General features: G+C 65.3%; 20 protein-coding genes. 9 read left to right on the forward strand and 11 right to left on the reverse strand.

Annotation, left to right across the window (positions count from 1 at the left end; genetic code table 11):
• Positions 1 to 2: 2 nt before the first annotated feature.
• The 3 genes from paaK to paaG are packed head-to-tail and all read right to left on the reverse strand — an operon-like array spanning position 3 to position 2,600.
• A complete protein-coding gene (paaK, locus tag AC1D3B_RS18555; RefSeq protein ID WP_478192127.1) occupies positions 3 to 1,322 on the reverse strand; it encodes a phenylacetate--CoA ligase PaaK in 1,320 nt (439 codons plus the stop codon).
• Between the two features lie 20 nt (positions 1,323 to 1,342).
• Complete coding sequence (paaI, locus tag AC1D3B_RS18560; RefSeq protein WP_478192128.1) at positions 1,343 to 1,792, reverse strand: hydroxyphenylacetyl-CoA thioesterase PaaI; 450 nt, start codon at positions 1,790 to 1,792, stop codon at positions 1,343 to 1,345.
• A gap of 7 nt (positions 1,793 to 1,799) precedes the next feature.
• Positions 1,800 to 2,600: a 2-(1,2-epoxy-1,2-dihydrophenyl)acetyl-CoA isomerase PaaG gene (paaG, locus tag AC1D3B_RS18565; protein ID WP_478192129.1), complete on the reverse strand. Its 801-nt coding sequence runs from the start codon at positions 2,598 to 2,600 to the stop codon at positions 1,800 to 1,802.
• Between the two features lie 164 nt (positions 2,601 to 2,764).
• On the opposite strand from paaG, the gene AC1D3B_RS18570 reads away from it, so the two are divergent.
• Entirely contained in the window at positions 2,765 to 3,367 is a 603-nt protein-coding gene (locus tag AC1D3B_RS18570) for a phenylacetic acid degradation protein PaaY (RefSeq protein ID WP_478192130.1), read from the forward strand.
• 18 nt (positions 3,368 to 3,385) lie between these two features.
• On the opposite strand, the gene AC1D3B_RS18575 is transcribed toward AC1D3B_RS18570, so the two are convergent.
• Positions 3,386 to 4,300, reverse strand: a complete 915-nt coding sequence (locus tag AC1D3B_RS18575; protein ID WP_478192131.1) for a bestrophin family protein — start codon at positions 4,298 to 4,300, stop codon at positions 3,386 to 3,388.
• Positions 4,301 to 4,477: 177 nt separating this feature from the next.
• On the opposite strand from AC1D3B_RS18575, the gene AC1D3B_RS18580 reads away from it, so the two are divergent.
• Complete coding sequence (locus tag AC1D3B_RS18580) at positions 4,478 to 6,241, forward strand: carboxylesterase/lipase family protein (protein WP_478192132.1); 1,764 nt, start codon at positions 4,478 to 4,480, stop codon at positions 6,239 to 6,241.
• Here the strand turns inward: AC1D3B_RS18580 and AC1D3B_RS18585 are convergent.
• The 3 genes from AC1D3B_RS18585 to AC1D3B_RS18595 all read right to left on the reverse strand — a co-directional run bounded on the left by AC1D3B_RS18585 (position 6,235) and on the right by AC1D3B_RS18595 (position 8,630).
• Positions 6,235 to 6,537 carry a hypothetical protein gene (locus AC1D3B_RS18585; RefSeq protein ID WP_478192133.1) on the reverse strand — a complete coding sequence of 101 codons (303 nt, stop codon included), beginning with the start codon at positions 6,535 to 6,537 and terminating at the stop codon, positions 6,235 to 6,237. The genes AC1D3B_RS18580 and AC1D3B_RS18585 overlap by 7 nt on opposite strands.
• Positions 6,538 to 6,674: 137 nt before the next feature.
• Positions 6,675 to 8,009, reverse strand: a complete 1,335-nt coding sequence (locus AC1D3B_RS18590) for a DUF1254 domain-containing protein (protein ID WP_478192134.1) — start codon at positions 8,007 to 8,009, stop codon at positions 6,675 to 6,677.
• 129 nt (positions 8,010 to 8,138) lie between these two features.
• On the reverse strand, positions 8,139 to 8,630 hold the full coding sequence (locus AC1D3B_RS18595; RefSeq protein WP_478192135.1) for an Lrp/AsnC family transcriptional regulator: 492 nt from the start codon (positions 8,628 to 8,630) through the stop codon (positions 8,139 to 8,141).
• Positions 8,631 to 8,767: 137 nt separating this feature from the next.
• Here AC1D3B_RS18595 and AC1D3B_RS18600 point away from each other — a divergent pair, with 137 nt between their 5' ends.
• The gene (locus AC1D3B_RS18600; protein WP_478192136.1) at positions 8,768 to 9,784 is read left to right on the forward strand and encodes a 1-aminocyclopropane-1-carboxylate deaminase; all 1,017 of its coding nucleotides are present in this window, start codon (positions 8,768 to 8,770) and stop codon (positions 9,782 to 9,784) included.
• 20 nt (positions 9,785 to 9,804) lie between these two features.
• Here the strand turns inward: AC1D3B_RS18600 and AC1D3B_RS18605 are convergent, their stop codons facing one another.
• Positions 9,805 to 10,755, reverse strand: a complete 951-nt coding sequence (locus tag AC1D3B_RS18605; protein ID WP_478192137.1) for a hypothetical protein — start codon at positions 10,753 to 10,755, stop codon at positions 9,805 to 9,807.
• Between the two features lie 84 nt (positions 10,756 to 10,839).
• The gene (locus AC1D3B_RS18610; RefSeq protein WP_478192138.1) at positions 10,840 to 11,115 is read right to left on the reverse strand and encodes a hypothetical protein; all 276 of its coding nucleotides are present in this window, start codon (positions 11,113 to 11,115) and stop codon (positions 10,840 to 10,842) included.
• Positions 11,116 to 11,311: 196 nt separating this feature from the next.
• Here AC1D3B_RS18610 and AC1D3B_RS18615 point away from each other — a divergent pair, with 196 nt between their 5' ends.
• Together AC1D3B_RS18615 and AC1D3B_RS18620 are read left to right on the forward strand one after the other, a co-directional pair.
• On the forward strand, positions 11,312 to 11,875 hold the full coding sequence (locus AC1D3B_RS18615) for an NUDIX domain-containing protein (RefSeq protein ID WP_478192139.1): 564 nt from the start codon (positions 11,312 to 11,314) through the stop codon (positions 11,873 to 11,875).
• Positions 11,872 to 13,260 (forward strand): hypothetical protein, encoded by a 1,389-nt coding sequence (locus tag AC1D3B_RS18620; protein ID WP_478192140.1) that lies wholly within the window; start codon positions 11,872 to 11,874, stop codon positions 13,258 to 13,260. Before AC1D3B_RS18615 ends, AC1D3B_RS18620 begins: the two co-directional genes overlap by 4 nt.
• Positions 13,261 to 13,290: 30 nt before the next feature.
• Here the strand turns inward: AC1D3B_RS18620 and AC1D3B_RS18625 are convergent, their stop codons facing one another.
• Positions 13,291 to 14,289, reverse strand: a complete 999-nt coding sequence (locus tag AC1D3B_RS18625; RefSeq protein WP_478192141.1) for a M14 family metallopeptidase — start codon at positions 14,287 to 14,289, stop codon at positions 13,291 to 13,293.
• Positions 14,290 to 14,382: 93 nt separating this feature from the next.
• Between AC1D3B_RS18625 and AC1D3B_RS18630 the strand changes: the two genes are divergently transcribed.
• Entirely contained in the window at positions 14,383 to 14,646 is a 264-nt protein-coding gene (locus tag AC1D3B_RS18630; RefSeq protein ID WP_478192142.1) for a hypothetical protein, read from the forward strand.
• Here AC1D3B_RS18630 and rpe read toward each other — a convergent pair.
• Complete coding sequence (gene rpe, locus AC1D3B_RS18635; protein WP_478192143.1) at positions 14,636 to 15,331, reverse strand: ribulose-phosphate 3-epimerase; 696 nt, start codon at positions 15,329 to 15,331, stop codon at positions 14,636 to 14,638. The genes AC1D3B_RS18630 and rpe overlap by 11 nt on opposite strands.
• A gap of 42 nt (positions 15,332 to 15,373) precedes the next feature.
• On the opposite strand from rpe, the gene apaG reads away from it, so the two are divergent.
• The 3 genes from apaG (at position 15,374) to AC1D3B_RS18650 (ending at position 18,393) form a co-directional block, all read left to right on the forward strand.
• Complete coding sequence (gene apaG / locus AC1D3B_RS18640; protein ID WP_478192144.1) at positions 15,374 to 15,769, forward strand: Co2+/Mg2+ efflux protein ApaG; 396 nt, start codon at positions 15,374 to 15,376, stop codon at positions 15,767 to 15,769.
• Between the two features lie 85 nt (positions 15,770 to 15,854).
• Positions 15,855 to 17,123, forward strand: a complete 1,269-nt coding sequence (locus tag AC1D3B_RS18645; protein ID WP_478192145.1) for a cation:proton antiporter — start codon at positions 15,855 to 15,857, stop codon at positions 17,121 to 17,123.
• 145 nt (positions 17,124 to 17,268) lie between these two features.
• The gene (locus AC1D3B_RS18650; RefSeq protein ID WP_435519452.1) at positions 17,269 to 18,393 is read left to right on the forward strand and encodes a YbdK family carboxylate-amine ligase; all 1,125 of its coding nucleotides are present in this window, start codon (positions 17,269 to 17,271) and stop codon (positions 18,391 to 18,393) included.

Raw genomic sequence — 18,393 nt, forward strand, 5'->3', positions numbered from 1 at the left:
GCCTATTTCGGTCGCTTGTCGATCACGCGGCGGGCCTTCCCGGTCAGCGTGCGTTCTATGGAATCGGGTGCCAGCACCGTCACGCTGGTGGTGATGCCGACCAGCGTCTTGATCCGCGCCTGCAGCCACTGCGTGATCTCGCGCACTTCGGCAGCGTCGGTGGACGATGCCGCCAGCGGTTGCAGCTCGCACTGGACTTCGACGGTGTCGAGCAGCCCGTCGCGGCTCACGTTGATCTGGTACTGGCCCGAGAGCTTGGCGTGCTGCAGCACGATCTCCTCGATCTGCGTCGGGAACACGTTGACGCCGCGGATGATGAGCATGTCGTCCGAGCGGCCGACGATCTTGCCCATGCGGCGAAACGAACGCGAGGTTGGAGCCAGCAGCCGCGTGAGGTCGCGCGTGCGGTAGCGAATGATCGGCAGCGCTTCCTTGGATAGCGAGGTGAAGACAAGCTCGCCCTCGGAGCCGTCGGGCAGGACTTCGCCCGTCTCCGGGTCGATGATTTCGGGATAGAAATGGTCCTCCCACACGACCGGACCGTCCTTGGACTCGATGCACTCGCTTGCCACGCCGGGGCCCATCACTTCGGAGAGGCCGTAGATGTCGACCGCGTCGATGCCGGCCTTGCCTTCGATCTCGTGGCGCATCGCCTCGGTCCACGGCTCGGCGCCGAAGATGCCGACCTTCAGCGAACTTTCGCGCGGGTCGAGGCCCTGGCGCACGAACTCCTCGATGATGACCTGCATGTAGCTCGGCGTGACCATGATGAGGTCCGGCTGGAAGTCGCGGATGAGCTGCACCTGCTTTTCCGTCTGGCCGCCGGACATGGGGATGACGGTGCAACCCAGCTTTTCGGCACCGTAGTGCGCGCCCAGGCCGCCGGTGAACAGGCCGTAGCCGTACGCGATGTGGATGATGTCGCCCGCACGGCCACCGGCTGCGCGGATGGAGCGGGCCACCAGCGATGCCCAGGTGTCGATGTCGTTCTTCGTGTAGCCGACGACGGTGGGCTTGCCCGTCGTGCCCGAGGAGGCATGGACGCGCGACACCTGTTCGCGCGGCACGGCGAAGAGGCCGAAGGGATAGTTGTCGCGCAGGTCCTTCTTCGTCGTGAAGGGGAACTTCGCGAGGTCGCTCAACTGCTTGAGGTCGTCGGGATGGACGCCCTTGTCGTCGAAGGCCTTGCGATAGTGGGGCACGTTGTCGTATGCGTGCTTCAGGGACCAGCGCAGGCGTTGCAGCTGCAGGGCCTGTACTTCGTCTCGGCTGGCGGTCTCGATCGCATCGAGTTCGCCGGGGGCGGGTTGCTTCGTGGGCATGTGTATGTCTCCTGGATCGCTCACTCGGCCACGGCCGGCTTGCCTTTGATGGTGTAGGAACGGCCGCGGAACACGGCGACACGTTCGCCCCGCTGGTTGGTGATTTCGCTGTCGTAGACGCCGGTGCGGCCGGCCTTCGAGATTTCGATGCTGCGGGCGGTGAGCACGTCGCCGTGGCGCGCGGGGGCAACGAGGTCGATCGAGAACCCGGAAGCGACGGTGAGCTCGTTGTACGAGTTGCAGGCGTAGGCGAAGGCCGTGTCGGCGAGCGCCGCGAGGTAACCGCCATGGCAGGTCTCATGGCCGTTGAGCATGTGGTCGCGAACGGTCATCGTGACCGTGGCGTGGCCGGGCGAAACCTCGACGACGTCCATGCCGAGGCCCTGGACGGCGCGGTCGTTGGCGTACATGCGCTCGCGGACCATCTCGGCGGTCTGCTGGGGGGTGCGTTCGATTGGCAGTGCAGACATGGCGTGTTCAGCGGTCGGTGAATTGGGGTGCGCGCTTCGCGGAGAACGCGGCGACGCCTTCGAGGTAGTCGTGCGCGCGGCCGAGGTCGGCCTGCACGGTGGCCTCCATGTCCAGGGCCTGATCGAGCGTGAGGTGCTGTGCGCCGTCGATGGCGCTGCGCGTGGCGGCCAGCGCCTTCACGGGCATGGCGGCGAGGCGCTGGGCGAGTTTGTTGGCCTCTTCGGCCAAGGCTGCGTCTTCGACACACTTCCAGATCAGGCCGATGCGCTCGGCCTCGGCGGCGGGCAGCTTGTCGCCGAGCATCGCCAAGCCCATGGCCCGCGCGCGGCCCACGACGCGCGGCAGGAGCCACGTGCCGCCGGTATCGGGAACGAGGCCGATCTTGGCGAAGGCCTGGATGAAGCTGGCCGACTGGCTGGCCAGCACCAGATCGCAGTTCAAGGCGAGGTTCGCGCCCGCACCGGCCGCGACGCCGTTCACGGCCGCAATCACCGGGATGGGCATCGAACGCAGGCGCTGCACCAGGGGCTTGTAGAGCAGTTCGATCGTGCGTCCGAGGTCCTTCGGCGGCTCGCCGGGAGGCGAAGGCGCAACCATCGGATCGGCCAGGTCCTGGCCGGCACAGAAGCCGCGTCCGGCGCCGGTGAGAACGAGGCAGCGGACTCCCGCATCGGCCGCCGCCGCATCGAGCGCGGCGCGAAGCTGCTCGTGCATGGCACCGGTGAAGCTGTTCAGCGCGGCGGGCCTGTTCAGCGTGAGGGTCAGGACAGGGCCTTCCCGTGAGGCGAGGACAAGTGAATCGGACAAGCTGTGTCTCCAGTGTCAGGATGGGGGGCTGGCCGTGTCGATGCGGGTTGTTTGTATTGTTGACCGACCGGTCGGTTTATCTTAGGATCGACTTCAATGGGGTGCAAGTCCTCTTTCGCTGGGGTAAACCCTTGGCGTCCACTCACCTGACTACGGAGACAGCCGTGCCTTGTTATTCCATCGAAGGGGTGGTGCCGGTCATCGACCCGAGCGCCTATGTGCATCCCGAAGCAGTGCTGATCGGTGACGTCATCGTCGGGCCGGACTGCTATGTCGGTCCGTGCGCCGTGCTGCGCGGCGACTTCGGCCGCATCGTGCTCGAGCGCGGCTCCAATCTTCAGGACACTTGCGTGGTGCACGGCTTCCCCGCGCATGACACGGTCGTCGAGGAAAACGGCCACATCGGCCACGGCGCGGTGCTGCACAGCTGCATCATTCGGCGCAATGCACTGGTCGGCATGAATGCGGTCGTCATGGACGACGCCGAGGTCGGCGAAGCCGCCATCGTTGCCGCCTGTGCCTTCGTGCCCGCCGGCAAGAAGATCCCCGCGCGATCGCTGGCCGCCGGCATGCCGGCCAAGGTGATGCGCGAACTCAGCGATCAGGAAGTGGCATGGAAGCTGGAAGGCACGCGCACGTACCACGACCTGACGCGCCGCAGTCTCGCGAGCATGCGGAAGGTCGAGCCTTTGTCGGAGGTCGAGACGGATCGCCCGCGCGTGCAGGCGCCCGATGTGAAGCCGCTGATCGCGACGAAGCGCGGCTGAGGAATTCTTCGCGGGCCTTCAGGTCTGAATGAACCCGGTCCGCGCGACCTCGGGCGGCGGCAGGGTTTCGCCCATCATTTCGCGCAGCGTCGCCTCGATCATGGCCGACATCGCGTCGAGTGCGAGGTCATTGGGTTGGGTGCCGAAGGGCTCCTCGATCTCCGCGCCCAGCGCCTCCAGCGCGAAGAAGGTGTAGGCGATGAAGGCGACGATCACCGGCGTCATCGGCCCGATCGCATCGACCAGGCCGAAGGGCAGCAGCACGCAGTAGAGGTAGATCGTGCGATGGATGATCACCGCGTACGTGAACGGGATCGGCGTGCTCGCGATGCGCTCGCAACCGCCGAGGGTTTCAGTCAGGCGGCCAAGCGGCCCTTCCATGGCCTGGACCAGCGCCGGCGACAACTGTCCCGCCCGGCGCCGGTCTCGCAACCACTCGCCCGCCATGAGCAGCAGCATCGCGGGCTTGTAGCGCGCAAGCTGCAAGCGTGAACATTCCTCCGCCGACAGCAGGCGCTCGAAGTCGGCGGTCGGATCCGTCGTGCGCAACTGATGACGCAAGCCATGGACGAACGCGATCAGGCGCGCCGTCAATGTGGCGACGTCCGAGGCAGGACCGTCGGCCAGCGTGAGCGCTTGCCGAACCAGCGCGCGTGTCTCGTTGAGCAACGTGCCCCACAGCGTGCGCGCCTCCCAGAATCGCGCATAGCTCGTGCCATTGCGAAATCCCAGGAAGATGGCCAGCGTCAGTCCGATGAGCGAGAACGGCACGAAGTTGAGCGGGATCTTCCACGCGAACAGGCGGCCATGCAGCACCGTGACGACGACGGCGAAGGCAGTGGTCGCCAGCAACTGTGGCGCGATGACGGGCAGGACCGAACCGCGCCAGACAAACAGCATGTGCAGCCAGTTGGGGCGGGGGCGGATGATCATTGGATGGGCATCGGGTTCGGCAATGACAGCCTATTCTGGCCTCAAGCGTCTGTCGATCGTCATCCTCCCTGGGCCCGTCGGGACCCAGCCTTCGCTCCTGGCAGTCCGTCGGGTTTACCCCGTAGGCACCCCCACCAGCGCCCCTTACCGTTGCGGCCTTCTGGAGGAGACAAGACCATGATGCGTACAGCCTGGTTGGTGGCCGCGTGTGCAGCGCTTCTTTCTCAGACGCCGTGCTGCGCGCACGGACGCTCTGCGGACGTCGAGCGGGACACGCACTTCGGGAAGGTCGTCGGCATCGACGATTCGGACGCCACGGGGACCTACGCATGGAAGGGCATCCCGTTCGCAAAGCCCCCCGTGGATAGCCTCCGCTGGAAAGCCCCTGTCGACCCCGACCGTTGGAATCGACCGAGGGCCACGCAGGCATTCGCCAACGCGTGCGCACAGTACGGCCGCATCTATGGCCCCGGTGCCAACAACCGCTATGACGCGACCATCGGCACCACCTTGAACCAGGCTGTCGGCAGCGAAGATTGCCTGTACCTGAACATCTGGCGCCCGGCGAAGGACGATCGACGGGGCAACGACAGGGACGACGACAAGCTGCCCGTGATCGTCTTCGTCCACGGCGGCAGCGACGTGTCGGGCTATACGGCGGACCCGGTCTACGATGGCGCCGCGCTCGCCAGGACGGCGAATGCCGTCGTCGTGACGGTGAACTACCGCCTCGGCATCTTCGGCTTCCTGGATCTGCCGCAGCTCAAGTCCGGCTCGAATGGCGTGGGCGACTCCGGGAACTTCGCCCTGCTCGACATCGTCAAGGCGCTCGAGTTCGTTCGCAGCGACATCGACGCTTTCGGCGGCGATCCGCGCAACGTCACGTTGATGGGCCAATCGGCAGGCGCGATCAATGTCTACGCGCTCCAGACGTCGCCGGTGATCACAAACGCCCGCCGCCCCCTCTTCCATCGCGCGGTGCCGCTCAGCGGCGGCATATCGCTCGCAACGAACCTGGCGCCTGGCCGTATCCCGACGCTCAGTCCGCAATCGACGTACGTCGCTCAGGGCAACGCGCTTCTCACCAACCAACTGATCGCCGACGGCCTCGCGACCGATGCCGCATCCGCTGCGGCCTACGCGGCAAGCCAGACACCGCAGCAGATCGCGGCGTATCTGCGCTCGAAGAGTCCGGCGGCCCTCTTCACGACGCTGCTCACCAAGCTCTCGCTACTCGGATTGGCGGGCTCCGGGCCGATCCCCGACGGCATCGTGGTGCCGGTCGACCCGGTCGCCGCCATCCAGGCCGGCAACTACCTGCAGGTTCCCGTTCTCGCGGGGAACACCCGCGACGAGGCCAAGCTGTTCCCCACCTTCCTTGCGCTGTCACCTGCGCTTGGCGGCGTCAGCGGCCGGCTGGTGAGCGATGCGGTCCTGTTCTCGACACAGTTCAGCTATCAACCCGATGCACCGCCCACGATAAGTGTCGACCAGTGGATCCCGGCGCAGTACCTCCCGGTGGCGACGCCGGTCACCGGCTTCAATGCGCGCACGGACCTGCTCAATCAACTTTTCTTCATCGCGAGCCGCGACAACGTCCTCAACGCGCTCAAGGCGCAGCAGAACGAGGTCTGGTACTACCGCTTCGACTGGGATGAAGAGCCAGCACCGTGGAACGACATCTACGGCGCCGCTCACGCGTTCGACTTGCCGTTCATCTTCGGCACGTTCGGACCATCGCTCTTCGCGAACGTCGCCAACTCGACAGCGAACAAGCCCGGTCGGCTGGAACTGTCCCACGCGATGATGAAGAGCCTTGGCGCGTTCGCCAAGCGTGGCGATCCGAATGCGCCGTCAGCGCTCGGTGTGACTTGGCAGCCCTGGCCTTCGACGCTCATCTTCGACGCGTCGCCGACACACAAGACCATTTCGATTCAATAGTCGGCGTCGGCACCCGACCTGCTGCCCGGCCAGTCATTCCTGCTGCGGGGGCGCCGCGTCAGCAGCATGGTCAGCAACGAACTCGCTGCAGCGGCGATCACCATGGATTGCATGGGCTGTCTGCTCACGAAGTCCCGTGTCTCGTCGAGCGCATGATCGAAGCCACCCTTCAGGGCCTGTGCGGGCGAGCATGCCGCCTTCGCCGGGAGCGTTTTTGCAATGACTTGCGCGTCGTCCACGACCGCACTCACTTCATCGGCGACAGTCGGCGTCGCCCCAGAACCGTATACGTTCATCTGAACTCCTTCTGCATGGATTGACTGCGTTTCCATGAAGCATGGAGGCCAGGCACAACAAGAATGTCAGGCCGGAGGGACGCGCGATGTAGGAGCAATCTGCCTTCGCGGCGGAGCAACCCGCACCGGCCGCAGGCTCACACCATCTTCACGACCGGAGGGTTCCATTTCCCGGTGAGCGCATCAGGCTTGGGCGAGTACAGCCTCATCGTGAGGTTGAACGATCCCTTGGGTGCAGGCAACCAGTTGGCTTCCTTGTCCTTGCCGGGACTCTCGTTCTGAAAGTACAGGTCCATCGATCCATCCGCATTCGTCACGAAGGGCATCCAGCTGCTCAGCGCGAACCGGTCCAGCGTGTTCGCCACCTGGAAGCCTTCGTCATCGTAGAGCGTGATGGACCAGAAGGCATTCACAGGCGGTGTCGCACCCTTGTCGAAGTGGATGACGTACTTGCTGGCCCCGGCAAGCGGTTTGCCGGATTCGTCCGCGAGGTTCAGCGGATAGATCGCGTCCTCGGGCAGGTTGGCGCCGAGGCCCAACTGGGCGACGATCGCACGCTTGAGGTAGTAGGTGCCGTACACGCCCATGGTGTCGGTGTTCATGGACCATCCATTGGCGACCCGCGCCAGCGTCGCCACCTTCCAGGCCATCAACTTCTGCGCGCTCTCGGGCGCGCCGCCGAGCGCTTTCTGCACCGTCGGATCGAGCTTGTCGAAGTCGAAGCTCTTGCCCGGCTCGAGGCCGATGCGCTTCATCCGCGCGACGATCGGCTGGTCGGTGAGATGCGGCGGATGCAGCTTGAGCAATTCCGCCGCATAGCCGAAGTACTTTGCGGCCGGCATGGTGTCGGCCTGGGTCTTGGGCGGCGTCTTCATGTCGACGCCGGGGTCGATCTTCACCGCCGAAGCGACGGGTGGCTTGCCGAGGCCCGAGAGCGGCGTGACGCGGTAGCCCGCCTGGATAGCCCTGACCGCGTCGTAGTCCCCCGGACCGTCTGTCCTGGTGCGGCCGATGATCCAGACATAGGACGTTGGCGCTGCGATCTGCGTGACGCCCTCCGGCACCTTTCCGCTCCAGCCAGGTGGCGTGACGAGGAATTCACTGGCCTCGGTGCCCGTCGTCCGCCAGCCCGGCGATGCGAACACGTCGGACCACATGTCCAGCATCGGCAGCAGATAGAAACGACCGGCCGTGTCCGGCGCGGAGACGATCTGCGGCTCCTTGGTGAGATCGAGCCATGCAACGGAATAGAGGGTGTCGAAATTGACCCGCACCACCACCTTCATGTCCGCGGGCGGATAGGCCGGGATGTTCACGAACATGTTCATCGGGCCCTTGCCGAATTCCTTGCCGGGCTCGATGTTGGTCGACTGCAATCGCGTGAGGTCCATGGTCACGAGGGGGTAGCAGTAGATGTACGCATCGACTGCAATCTCGTGCGCATCCTGCTCGGAAATCGGCTTGGAAGTCATCAGTGTTCCTCCTTCAGGAATCTGGTCGGGGGATCCGAGACTGCGATCGCGCGTGAGGATTTCAGCGCCAGTTCGGCCAATGACCATAGCATTTCGGTGTCGCGCTGACCATTCTCCAAATGATGTGTTTCAAGCCTGCAGCGGCAACTGCGTCGTCGACAGCACCTGCTTGAGCACCATGAAGGTCCGTATCTGCCGCACGCCGGGCAGGTACAGCAACTGCTCGGCGTGCAGGCGGTTGTAGCTGTCGTTGTCGCGCGTGCGCACCAGCATGAAGTAGTCGAATTCGCCCGTGACCACGTGACACTCCAGGCAGCCCGACACCTTCTGCACGGCCTTTTCGAAGCTTGCGAAGGACTCGGGCGTGGAGCGGTCGAGCACGACGCCGATCATCACCAGCGTGCCGAAGTCCAGCGCCACCGGATCGAGCAGCGCCACCACCTTCCTGATGAGCCCCATCGACTTGAGTCGCTCGACCCGTCGCAGGCAGGCCGGCGCACTCAGGTTGACCTTGGCGGCGAGCGCCACGTTCGACTCCGACGCATCGCGCTGCAACGCGCGCAGGATGGCCCGATCGATTCGATCCAGCTCATCCTTAGCTTGCAATTTTGTTGTGCTCATGGCGGCTTTCTCAAAATTAATCCTGCCAATTTTTTAGATGCTCGATCCTTAGTGTCGCGAAATGCCTCGAATTCGCAACCCTCGAACACGCGATTCTTCCTACGATTCGCTTCATCGCCTGAACAAGGAATCGCTCCATGAACCTGCAAAAATTTCCGCGCCATTCACTCACCTTCGGGCCGACGCCCATCCAGCCGTTGCGGCGTCTCAGCGCACACCTGGGCGGCAAGGTCGAGCTCTATGCCAAGCGCGAGGACTGCAACAGCGGCCTCGCCTTCGGCGGCAACAAGACGCGCAAGCTCGAATACCTCATCCCCGAAGCCATCGAAGGCGGCTACGACACGCTCGTGTCCATCGGCGGCATCCAGTCGAACCAGACGCGGCAGGTCGCGGCGGTGGCCGCGCACCTCGGCATGAAGTGCGTGCTGGTGCAGGAAAACTGGGTCAACTATTCCGACGCGGTGTACGACCGCGTGGGCAACATCGAGATGTCGCGCATCATGGGCGCGGACGTGCGGCTCGACGCCGCCGGCTTCGACATCGGCATCCGCAAGAGCTGGGAAGACGCCATGGACAGCGTGCGCCGGGACGGCGGCAAGCCCTTCCCGATTCCCGCGGGCTGCTCCGAGCATCCGAAGGGCGGCCTCGGCTTCGTGGGCTTCGCGGAAGAAGTGCGACAGCAGGAAGCGGCGCTGGGCTTCAAGTTCGACTACATCGTCACCTGCTCCGTCACCGGCAGCACGCAGGCCGGCATGGTGGTCGGCTTCGCGGCCGACGGGCGCGCCGATCGCGTGATCGGCATCGACGCATCGGCCAAGCCACAGCAGACCTTCGATCAGATTCTGCGCATCTCGCGGCACACGGCCGAGATGGTCGAACTCGGCCGCGACATCACCGCCAAGGACGTGGTGCTCGACACCCGTTTCGGCGGGCCCGAGTATGGGCTGCCGAACGAAGGAACCCTCGAAGCGATTCGCCTGAGCGCGCGCATGGAGGCGATGCTCACCGATCCGGTGTACGAGGGCAAGTCGATGCACGGGATGATCGAAAAGGTGAGGCTCGGCGAATTTCCCGCGGGCTCGAAGGTGCTGTATGCGCATCTGGGCGGAGTGCCGGCGCTCAACGCATACAGCTTTCTCTTTCGCAACGGCTGATTTGCCGGATGCGCAGCAGTTCAGGCAGCCTGAACTGCAACAATCCAGAGCTGTGCGCCCTGCTGTGGCGTCGACACCCAGGTCACGTTGTAGGTGCCGGCCGCATCCACCTGCCTGACGGCAACGGCGCCCTGCACCAACGCACCCGAACTCAGCACCGAATCGATCACCGCGAAGCCGTTGTTGGGTACGGCCGTCTTGTCCTGATCGACGCCTGCATCACCCCACCACCATGCGATGAGCACCGCCGGGCCGGTGGTGGCGACATCGGCGCTGGTCAAGGCCTGACCGGACAACACCTCACGCCACTGGACGTCACGCAAGGACCCGCCGCTGGTGATCTCGACAACGCTCAGGGTCGTTTCGTCGGTGACCTTGGGCTTCGCCACGGTGACCATGTGGCCGACCATGCCCACCGCCTTCTCGCAGGCGTACAGGCTCGTTCCGGAGTTGGGCCACAACGTGTAGATGTGTGGCACACCGAGCTGGACGAAGGTATTGCCCGCGTTGTCCGTCGGCGCGACGGAAGCGAGCAAGCCTCGCCCGACGCAAGCCAGCAGGGTGCTTCCGCTCGTACGCGTCGCCGTGGCGGATGTGGACAGCGATGCAGACGTGACGCCGTCAGCGTTGAAGGCGAGCGCGTGGGCGCCGAGGGCCGGCGTTGCTGCTGCAGAGGGTGGCGCGGGCGTCGCATCAGATGACGCTGACGCCGGAGGCGGTGCCGGCGGAGGTGAAGACGAAGGTGCGGGAGGGGGACCTGCGGCTGGATCGCCCACGGGAGCCGCGCCGAGAGCCGCCAGCGTCGCCTGTCCGCCAGCGCCTCCCCCTCCGCCTCCGCCTCCACCGCCACAGGACGTGAGCGTCGCACTTCCGGATGCCATGCTGACCGCCGCAAACGCCCCCATGCCGCGCAGCAGTTCGCGGCGCTCGTTCAGCAGCGCAAGCGCGGCGCTGTCGGAGGGAGCTTTCATGTGGGCAATCCGTTGTCTTCGGCCTCTGATTGTGAACAGCGCGGCCTGCGAAGTCCAAGCCGTTTCCCGCGCCGCCATGTAGGCTTAAAACTCGAACTCGATCTGGGCGGGATTGCCGGGCAGGCTTCCCAACGCGTTGTTGGCGGCCACCTGGGCACTGGCCAGCACTTCGAGCACGTGCAGCTCGGCTGGCGTCAGCGCGTATTGGTCGTCGAACCCGCTGCCGTCCCATGCGTCCTCCTTGTCGATCGCTTCCAGCGCTCGAAGCGGGTCGACGCCCGCGCGCTGGAACACGTCCAGGGCGGCTGCAAGGCCGCGTGCCAGTTGCTCGGGACTGGCTTCAGGGTGATGCAGTGTCATGTGCATATGCGCTCCGGTTTTCAGGGACGCGCATATTTCCCCATCGCCGCAGGTCATGCAACGCGAACGAATTCGCCTGATCGCATGCGTCGATGTCAGACCTCGGGGGCAACTGGATCGATTCGAAGCCTCGCTGTTAGTATGTTTGAGCGCGGCGACTTGGCCGCGATAGGGGCGTGTCATGAGACGAGTGGCCGTGCAAAGCCGACGACGCCTGCTTGACGACTTCTTCAAGGTCGACGAGCTGATGCTCGGCGTGGAAGACGACAAGGGCATGCTGGCGCCCCCGTTGCGCCGGCTGGTTTTCGAGCGCGGTGATTCTGTGGCCGCCACTGTGTTGCACCGCGAGTCGGGCAAGTTGCTGTTCGCCGAGCAACTGCGTGCACCCGCGCTCGACAAGGCCGGGGGGTGGCTCGTCGAAGTGATGGCCGGCATGATCGACCACGGTGAATCGCCCGAACAGGCGCTGCACCGCGAGCTCGAAGAGGAGTTCGGTTTTCGGGCCGAGTCGGTCGAAAAGATCGCCACTTTCTTTCTGTCGCCGGGCGGTTCATCCGAACGCATCTGGCTGTACCACGTTGAAGTCAGCGACAGCGGCCGGGTCTCTGCCGGTGGCGGTCTGGCTTCCGAACACGAAGACATCCGCATCGTGCGCATGACGATCGACCAGGCCCGTGCCGCGCTTCGCGACGGTCGCTGGATCGACGCCAAGACCATCATCGGCTTGCAGTGGCTCCTGGCAAAAGAGGAACGCCGATGACTTTCGACAGTGACGTTCGCAGCTGCTTCGTGATCATGCCTTTTCACGAGAAGCACGACCCGAAGCGCCAGGACCGCGTCGACTTCGACTGGGTCTACAAGGAAATCATCCAGCGCGCCATCGACAGACTGGCCGAGCGCGATCTGTTCATCCGTTGCGAGCGCTCCGACAAAATCGAACGTGCCGGCCTGATTCACGAGCGCATGATCGCGTACATCGCCGACGCCGATATCGCGGTTGTCGACATCACGACAGCCAACCCCAACGTCTACTACGAGCTCGGCGTGCGCCACGCCCTGCGCGACCGCGTGACCGTCCTGATCCGCCGCAAGGGCACAAGCAATCCGTTCAACATCGGCGGCATGACGACGATCGAGTACGACCTCGACGAACCGAGCGCAGAGCAGGCCCGCGAAGGCATCGCGAACTTCGTTGCCAACGGGCTGTTGTCGGGCGCCAGGGACAGCCTCGTCTACGCCATGCTGCCGGGACTGAAGGCGGGCCGCGATGCCAAGGTCATCACCGAGAGCAGCGTGCAGGATTTCGAGGTGCCACGTGCCGAGGGCAAGCGGATCGGCATCGTCTGCGGCAACCTGCGTGATGTGAATCTCGGCGCCGCGCTGGTCGACCGGCCGATCGATATCTGGGTGAGCTCCGAGAACATCAACATGCAGATGGCGCGGCCGCACGACCCGTCGATATCGGGCCTGATCCGCTACCTCGGTGCACGCCGCGACGACACCGGCACGGTGGTCGAGGACACCATCGCCAACGAACTGAAAGAGAAGATGGGTCGCCGGCAACTCGTCAACCCCGGCGAGTTGGTGTCGACCGGCGCCGGGACGCTCACCCTGACGCACAAAGTGAAGCGCATCTTCCACGCCGCATCGGTCTACGGCGTGGTCGGCACCGGCTACCACAGCATCGCCTCGGTGGAGAAATGCATCACCAACGCGCTGGCGCGTGCCGACCTGGAGGCACGGGGCTGGGTCGAGGCGGTGGTTCCGGACGCCGTCGACCTCCAGGCGAAAGCCGCGCCGTCCCCGGACCTCGGCAGGGTCACACCGCCAAAGGTATCCATCCTCTTCCCGCTGCTGGGCGCGGGCACGGCCCGCGCCGACATGATGCACAGCGCGCGACAGCAAATCGGCGCGGCGGTTGCCTACTTGCGCTCGCGGGCGGCCATCACCTGTGTAGAGCGCGTCTACTTCCTGGCCGTGAACGAGGCGGTGCGCAGTGCACTGCGCGTGACACTGGCCGAACTTGGCATCCTGCACATCACGTCGGCGGCCGCGAGAAAGAAGGCGCCGGCGAGGCGACCGCCGGTTGCGCCCAAGGCGCCCCCGGTCGCAAAGCGGCCGACGCGGCGCGCGCGCAAGGCATGAGGCTGCGAATTTTGATCGCAGGCGTCCGTATCAACGCATCGACCGCGTCAAATCCCGATCACTGGCCACCGCGAAGTAAAACCACTCGGTCCCCGGAAGCGCTTCGGCATTCGGAAACACGATGAACCCATCGCGCTCCGCATGCAGCACGCTCCCGTCCTCGCGCACGCCGATGGGCTCGCCCTGCGCGATCGGATCGAAGGTCGCCCACTCTCGCACGAACTGGTCTTCCTCGTGCTGTCGGTCGGTCACGCTGACCAGGCGCAGCAGGGATGGCGTCGATGGCGGCGGCGCATGGGGATCAGGCGCGATCATGCCCAGCAGGCGCAGCGCAGAAAGAATGGCCGCATAGGCCACGCCGGGCGCGGCCGGATCCTCGTGCTGCCCACATTCGAGCGTGACCCCGTACCCGCCCCGACTGCGCATGTATTCGTTGGTGCCCCACCCAAAGGCCAGTTCCGCATCGTCGGCCGGCCGACCACCGGCGCGCTGCGCAAGCCCCGCCGCATAGATATCGAGCCAACCTTCAACCACGCGCGAAGTCCCGAGATGCAGTGCAAGCTGCCCTTCCTCGAACGCACGCGAAAACGGTTCAAGGGTCCCCGTGTTGTCCCGCGGCCCGATCATCGCGAAAGCATCACCCGCACTCTGAAACGAGTGCAGGTCGAGCAGCACCTCATGCCGATCGAGCAACGGGCACAGCAGATCGGTGATGCGCGCTTCGTAGTCCGCCGGCGCCTCCCCCGCCTGCGTCGGCCGAAAAAGCCTGTTGAGATTCCGCTCCCCCTCGCGCCGCAGCAAGCGCCGCGCGAGCGGATTCGCCACCGGCACCATCGTGAGTTGCCCGCGCAGCAATGACAGCGCCCCCGAATCCAGTTCGGCGACCACGCGTTCGATGCCCACAGTGCCGCAGGTCTCGTCCCCATGGACCCCGCCCAGCACGATCAATCGCGGTCCGGGCTGGAGAGCCGAGAAACCATGGATGCGAAGGGTGTCGTTGGGGGTGGGCTCGGTGCGGGGGGCTGTCATCTCGCCGGCCATCCTACAACGGGGCGTAGGCCGGTCCTACCGTGTTTGCCGCCATGCCGTGCGACAACATGGTGCATGAAACAGGAGCAAGCCATGGCCACCCGGAAGACCCCAGATCCTGCGAAGAATGACCCGCTGAAGGACGCCGGCGGCGGCAAGACGAAGGTTGAGCAGGGCGGCGAGGCCGCCCCCCGTCTTCCGCACGAGCACGACCAGTCTTCGGACAGCCAGGAGAGCCAGGGCGGCGGCGCCCCGCGCGTGGGCAAGCAGGCCTTCGACGACGTCGAGCGCGGCGTGGTCGACACCGACCGCGGCCCGGAGGCCGACCGGGTCTACAACGACAAGGTCAAGCCTTGAGCGAGGCGTCGAGTTGCTCGCGCATCGCGGTCACGACGCTTGCGTAATCCGGGGCATTGAAGATCGCGCTGCCGGCCACGAAGGTGTCGGCGCCCGCGCTGGCCACTCGCGCGATGTTGTCGACCTTGATGCCGCCATCGACTTCGAGCCGGATGTCGCGTCCGGTGTCGTCGATGCGCTTGCGCGCGAGTTCGATCTTGCGCAGCGCCGAATCGATGAAGCTCTGGCCGCCGAATCCCGGGTTCACGCTCATGATGAGGATGAGGTCGATCTCGTCGATCGCCCAGTCGAGCGCTTCGAGCCCCAGCCCGGGGTTGAAGACCAGCCCCGCCTTGCAGCCCGCGGCCTTGATGGCCTGGATGCTGCGGTGCATGTGCGGCGACGCGTCGGGGTGAAAGCTGATGAAGTCGGCGCCCGCCTGCGCAAAGGCGGCCGCCAGCGCGTCGACCGGCTGGATCATCAGGTGCACGTCGATGGGCACGGGCGTGCCATCGGGCTTCTGCGCGTGCGGCTTGAGCGCCTGGCAGACCATGGGACCGAATGTCAGGTTCGGCACGTAATGGTTGTCCATGACGTCGAAGTGGATCCAGTCGGCGCCGGCCGCGATCACGTCGCTCACTTCGGCGCCAAGGCGCGCGAAGTCGGCCGAAAGGATGGAGGGGGCAATGCGGAATGGGCTGCTCATGGGGCTGAATTGTCGCAGGAGGAATGGACTACCATCCCGCCGATGACCAGCATCCCGATGACCGTGCAGGTCGAGCCTCGATTCCTGCCTGACCAGTCTTTCCCCGAAGACCGCGTCTATACCTTTGCTTACGCAGTCACAGTCACCAACCACAGCAAGGTGGCGGCGCAACTGATCGCCCGGCACTGGTTCATCAACGATGGCGCCGGGCAGACGCAGGAAGTCAAGGGCCTCGGCGTGATCGGGCAACAGCCCCTGATCGCCCCCGGCGAATCCTTCCGCTACACCAGCGGCTGCCGCCTCAAGGCGCCGAGCGGTACCATGCACGGGAGCTTCTTCATCGTGACCGAACAGGGCGAGCGCTTCGACGTGCCGGTTCCCATGTTCGTCCTGGAAGCCGATGCGGGAGGCATGCCCTCCTCGCGCGTGCTGCACTGAGTCCGCCTTTTCTCCCGGAGCCATGAACGCCTTGCGCGCTCTGGAAGTTTCGGCAGGCCCTTATTTGTTCGAATTCTGCTGATTGATGACGTCTTTCTTTTCCAATGATCTGCTGGGCTTCTGGGCCGAGTGGGTACGACCCTCGGCCGGATTGCCGACCGTGCTGTGGTCGCTGTTGCTGGCCGCCGCCGCTGCCGCCGGCCACCTGGCGCGGCGCTACATGGGGCTGCCCAAGGTGATCGGCTATTCGCTGGTCGGCACCGTGGTGGGCTTCGCCGGCTTCGAGGGTGCGATCTGGCCCTTGCAGGGCATCAGCCTTTTCCTGCTCGAACTGGGCGTGGCGATCGTGCTCTTCGAGGCGGGCGGACGGCTGCCGCTGCGCTGGTTCCGCCACAACCCGATGGTGCTGGTGCAAAGCCTGCTCGAATCCACGTTGACCTATTTCGGCGTGTTCTGGGCGTTGCATTGGCTGGGGATTCCCGATCCGGTGGCCAATCCGATCGCGCTGATGGCGATCGTCGCGTCTCCCGCGGTGTTGAGCCGCGTCGTGATCGACACGCGCGCCTCGGGTCCGGTGACCGAACGTGCGATGACGCTCGCGACACTCAACACTTTCTATGCGCTGGCGCTAGGCTACGCGCAGGCCGGGCTGATCGAGCGCGCGCCGCAGGGCCTGTTCGAGAAGTTGTATCCGGTGGGCGTGGTGCTGGGCATGTCTTTCGTGGTCGGCGCGTTGATGGCGCTGTCGCTGCGTTCGGCATTGCGCGTGATGAGTCCCACCAGCGAGAACACCTCCATCCTGTTGCTGGCGATCATTGCGGCGGGCGCGGCGCTCGCGGCGCACTTCGGTGGGTCGGCACCGCTCGCAGCGCTGATCGGGGGCGTGCTGCTCAAGGCGCTCAACCCCAAGCCCTGGACCTGGCCGCGCCAGCTTGGCACTGCCGCCTCGCTGCTGACGATGCTGATGTTCGTGCTCGTTTCCATCGTGGCCGCGCAGGCCGACTGGAGCCTGCCGGTGGCCAGCGTGGTGCTGACAATGATCGGCGTGCGCGCCGTCACCAAGGTCGCAGGCGTCGCCATCGCCAATCCGGGGAGCGGCGCGAGCTGGAAGCAGGCTTTCTGGGTCGGCTGCGCGATGTCGCCGCTGTCGTCGATCGCGATGCTGATCACCTCCGCCTTCGTCAGCGCATCGCCGCTGTTGGGTGCGATGATCACGCAGATCGCGCTGCCGGCCATCCTGCTGATGGAAGTGCTCGGCGCGGTGATCGCCACCGTCGCCATCCATGCCGCCGGCGAGAGTTCCAAGCCGTGGCTGCCCGAGGCATTTGGTTCCGTGGAGGACACGCAAAGATGAGCACAGCGCCGGGCCGCCCCAAGCAAGCTCGCACCCCCTTGGGGGGCAGCGAGGACACGAAGTGCCGAGAGTGGGGGTCAACATGAGCACACGCCCGCCTGACCTGCAAGCCGACGGCTCGCCCTCGACGCCGGCGAGCCGCATCGTGCCGCTGGAGCGCTTCAACAAGTCCGTCGCGCTCTCGCTCGGCGTCGAGCTCGAACTGCAACTTGTCAACACCCACGACTACGACCTCGCGCCCTATGCCGAGGACATGCTGCGGCTGATGGCGCAGACGCCCCTGCCCGGCTCCGTGGTGCCCGAGATGACGTCGAGCATGATCGAGATCTCGACCGACGTGTGCCATTCGGCGCAGGACGTCATCGCGCAGCTCACGCCGATCCGCGACGCGCTGGTGAAGAACGCCGACAAGCTCAACATCGCGGTGGTCGGCGGCGGCACACATGCCTTCCAGCAGTGGCACGAGCGGCGCATCTACGACAAGCCGCGTTTCCGGGAGCTGTCGGAGCTCTATGGCTACCTGTCGAAGCAGTTCACCATCTTCGGGCAGCACGTGCACATCGGCTGCCCCGACGCGGACGCGGCGTTGCTGATGCTGCACCGCATGTCGCGCTACATCCCGCACTTCATTGCGCTCTCGGCCTCGTCACCCTTCGTCCAGGGTCAGGACACGCAGTTCGACTCGGCGCGGCTCAACTCGGTGTTTGCTTTCCCGCTGTCGGGACGCGCGCCTTTCACCTTGTCGTGGAAGGAGTTCGAGAACTACTTCATGCGCATGACCCGCACGGGCGTGGTCCGCAGCATGAAGGACTTCTACTGGGACATCCGGCCAAAGCCCGAGTTCGGAACTATCGAGATCCGCGTGTTCGACACGCCGCTCACCGTGGAGCGCGCAGCCGCGCTGGCCGGCTACGTGCAGTCGCTCGCGGCCTGGTTCCTGCAGGAGCAGCCCTTCACGCCGACGGAGGACGACTACCTGGTCTACACGTACAACCGCTTCCAGGCCTGTCGCTTCGGCCTCGACGCCGTGTATGTCGACCCTGCGAGTGGCGAGCACATGCCGCTGCGCGACCACATCCTGATGACGATGACGCAGCTCGAATGGCACAGCGAGGCACTCAATGCCACGGAGGCACTCGGCGAATTGCGCACCAGCGTCGAGGCCAATCGCAACGACGCGCGCTGGCTGCGCGAGAAGCAGGGCAAGGAGCGCCTGCTGGCCGAAGTCGTGAGGCAGGCCGCGCTGCGCTTCCGCAGTTCGGAGGTGTGA

Source organism: Variovorax sp. P5_A3 (assembly GCF_056400665.1).

Bases quoted from the DNA above. Each gene is read 5' to 3' on its own strand.
- paaK (WP_478192127.1), bottom strand. From the start codon at position 1,322: ATGCCCACGAAGCAACCCGCCCCCGGCGAACTCGATGCGATCGAGACC.
- paaI (WP_478192128.1), bottom strand. From the start codon at position 1,792: ATGTCTGCACTGCCAATCGAACGCACCCCCCAGCAGACCGCCGAGATG.
- AC1D3B_RS18575 (WP_478192131.1), bottom strand. From the start codon at position 4,300: ATGATCATCCGCCCCCGCCCCAACTGGCTGCACATGCTGTTTGTCTGG.
- AC1D3B_RS18580 (WP_478192132.1), top strand. From the start codon at position 4,478: ATGATGCGTACAGCCTGGTTGGTGGCCGCGTGTGCAGCGCTTCTTTCT.
- AC1D3B_RS18585 (WP_478192133.1), bottom strand. From the start codon at position 6,537: ATGAACGTATACGGTTCTGGGGCGACGCCGACTGTCGCCGATGAAGTG.
- AC1D3B_RS18590 (WP_478192134.1), bottom strand. From the start codon at position 8,009: ATGACTTCCAAGCCGATTTCCGAGCAGGATGCGCACGAGATTGCAGTC.
- AC1D3B_RS18595 (WP_478192135.1), bottom strand. From the start codon at position 8,630: ATGAGCACAACAAAATTGCAAGCTAAGGATGAGCTGGATCGAATCGAT.
- AC1D3B_RS18600 (WP_478192136.1), top strand. From the start codon at position 8,768: ATGAACCTGCAAAAATTTCCGCGCCATTCACTCACCTTCGGGCCGACG.
- AC1D3B_RS18605 (WP_478192137.1), bottom strand. From the start codon at position 10,755: ATGAAAGCTCCCTCCGACAGCGCCGCGCTTGCGCTGCTGAACGAGCGC.
- AC1D3B_RS18610 (WP_478192138.1), bottom strand. From the start codon at position 11,115: ATGACACTGCATCACCCTGAAGCCAGTCCCGAGCAACTGGCACGCGGC.
- AC1D3B_RS18620 (WP_478192140.1), top strand. From the start codon at position 11,872: ATGACTTTCGACAGTGACGTTCGCAGCTGCTTCGTGATCATGCCTTTT.
- AC1D3B_RS18625 (WP_478192141.1), bottom strand. From the start codon at position 14,289: ATGACAGCCCCCCGCACCGAGCCCACCCCCAACGACACCCTTCGCATC.
- AC1D3B_RS18630 (WP_478192142.1), top strand. From the start codon at position 14,383: ATGGCCACCCGGAAGACCCCAGATCCTGCGAAGAATGACCCGCTGAAG.
- rpe (WP_478192143.1), bottom strand. From the start codon at position 15,331: ATGAGCAGCCCATTCCGCATTGCCCCCTCCATCCTTTCGGCCGACTTC.
- apaG (WP_478192144.1), top strand. From the start codon at position 15,374: ATGACCAGCATCCCGATGACCGTGCAGGTCGAGCCTCGATTCCTGCCT.
- AC1D3B_RS18645 (WP_478192145.1), top strand. From the start codon at position 15,855: ATGACGTCTTTCTTTTCCAATGATCTGCTGGGCTTCTGGGCCGAGTGG.